Below are 2,131 nucleotides of genomic sequence, written 5' to 3'. Positions count from 1 at the left end.
GCCCAGTTCTGCGCCCCGGACCCGTTGCACGTCCACAGCTGGATCTTCGTACCGTCCGCGGAGCCACCACCGGACACGTCCAGGCACTTACCGAGCGCCCGCAGGGTCTGGCCGTTGCGGGTCCAGGTCTGCGCGCCGGAGCCGTTGCAGGTGTAGATCTGGATCTGCGTGCCGTCGGCGGTGCCGCTGCTGCGCACGTCGAGGCACTTGCCGGCGAGGCCCTTGATCGGTCCGACGCCGGTCGGCGGGGTCGACGACTTCACGAACGTGAAGTCGTCGACGTCGAACAGGCCGGTGCCGGTGCCGGTGAACGTCAGGAAGATGTTCGCGGTGCCGGACGGGACGCCGCTGAGCGTGGTGGTCACGTTGGCGTAGGTGTCCCAGCTGCCGGTGTTCGGCACGTTGACGGTGCCCAGGACCGTGCCGGTCTGCGAGCCGGTGCGGATCTGGATCTGGCCGCCGGGGCCGCCGGAGACGACCCGCGCCCGGAAGGACGTGGCACCGCCCACGTTCACGTTGTTGTAGCCGGCCCAGTCGCCCGGGTCGATGTAGCCGAGGGTCTGGCCGTTGTTGGCGCCGGCCTTCGTGAACGCCTGCGCGCCGTTGACGGAGCTGAACGACTCGGCCTGCACGGTCACGTCCGTCGACGGGGTGCCGCCGAGGTCCTTGATCCGGACGTTGCGGAACGAGGCGGTGTCGCCGCTGCCGTGGTTCTGGATGCCGATGTACCCGTCGAGGTTGCGGTTCGGGTCGGTGTTGGTGAAGTCGTTGATCAGCGAGCCGTTCAGGTACACCCGGATCCGCTGGCCCTCGACGAGCAGCTCGTAGGTGTTCCATTCGCCGGGCGGGTTGAGCGCCGCGTCGCGGGCCGCGATGTCCGCGGACTTGAACGTGTAGATGGCGCCGGTGGTGCGGTCGGCCGCGTCGGTCGCGTCGATCTGGATCTCGTAGCCCTGGTTGACGGCGACCCACGGGTCGCTGCCGGGGTTCGGGAAGCCGACGAAGATGCCGGAGTTGCTGTCGCCGGTGAGCCGCCAGTCGGCCTTCAGCGAGTACGACGTGTACTGCTTCGCGCTGTACCAGAACAGGCCCATGCCGCCGACGGAGGTCAGCGTCGCGTCACTGTTGGTGAAGCTGCCCGGCCCGGCCTGCGACCAGCCGGTCGTGGCGCCGTTGTAGAGGGCGGTGTAGCCGCTCTCCGGCCGGCAGTCGGCCTGCGCGCGTTTCGCCGCGTAGCGGATGCCGCCGAGCAGCTCGTTGCGGAAGTTGCCGTCGCTGTAGGACTCCTGCGTGTGCCCGAACCCGGTGTAGAACGAGCGGCCGCTGTCGACCGTCTTGCACCAGGTGATCGGGTGGTCGGCGCCCATGCTGCCGCCGGAGTACGACGACTCGTCGAGGGTGGCTAGGACGCGGGCGCCGGCGCGCGGGTTGCTCTGGTAGTTGTACAGCTCGTCGGTGCGGGTCCAGGTCTGCGGCAGGTGCGCCGTGGCCGGGTGGGCCCGGTTCTCGGTCTTCGAGTTGACCTGCTGGATCGCCGGGTGCGAGGCGAACCACGCGCCGACGAGCGTGCCGTAGAACGGCCAGCTGTACTCGGTGTCGGCGGCCGCGTGGACACCGACGTACCCGCCGCCGCCGCGCACGTACGACTCGAACGCGGCCTGCTGGGTGTCGTTGAGCACGTCGCCGGTCGTGTTGAGGAAGACGACCGCCTCGTACTGGGCGAGGTTGGCGGTGGTGAAGCGGGTGGCGTCCTCGGTGGCGGTGACGGTGAAGTTGTTGGCGGCGCCGAGCTGCTGGATGGCGGTGATGCCGGCGGGGATCGCGTCGTGGCGGAACCCGGCGGTCTCGGAGAACACGAGCACGTCGTAGGGCGCGTCGGCGGCGACGGCCGGGTTGGCGGCGATCAGGGAACTTGCGGCGAGGGCGATGGCGGCGCCCGCACCGGCGAGGGATCTGCGCACGGAATCTCCTTAGCAAAGAGGGAGGCGCCCGCGTGGCGGCGCGGGCGCCCGTTCACCTCGTTAGGGCAGGGTCCACTTCTGGTTGGCCGGCACCGGGCTGATGCACGTCCACAGGTGCACGATCGTGCTGTCCGCGGAGTTGTTGCCCGACACGTCCAGGCACTTGCCCG

At 69.7% G+C, this 2,131-nt stretch carries 1 protein-coding gene; it reads right to left on the bottom strand.

The window, feature by feature from the left end; translation table 11 throughout:
- A partial coding sequence (locus OP18_RS50470; protein WP_033367925.1) for a ThuA domain-containing protein occupies positions 1-1,961 on the bottom strand: 1,961 nt, incomplete at its 3' end.
- Positions 1,962-2,131 lie beyond the last annotated feature (170 nt).

It is taken from the genome of Dactylosporangium aurantiacum (assembly GCF_000716715.1).
Lineage (GTDB): Bacteria > Actinomycetota > Actinomycetes > Mycobacteriales > Micromonosporaceae > Dactylosporangium > Dactylosporangium aurantiacum.
Note: the sequence above shows the minus strand (reverse complement) of the source record. Positions and strands in the feature narration are given on the sequence as shown.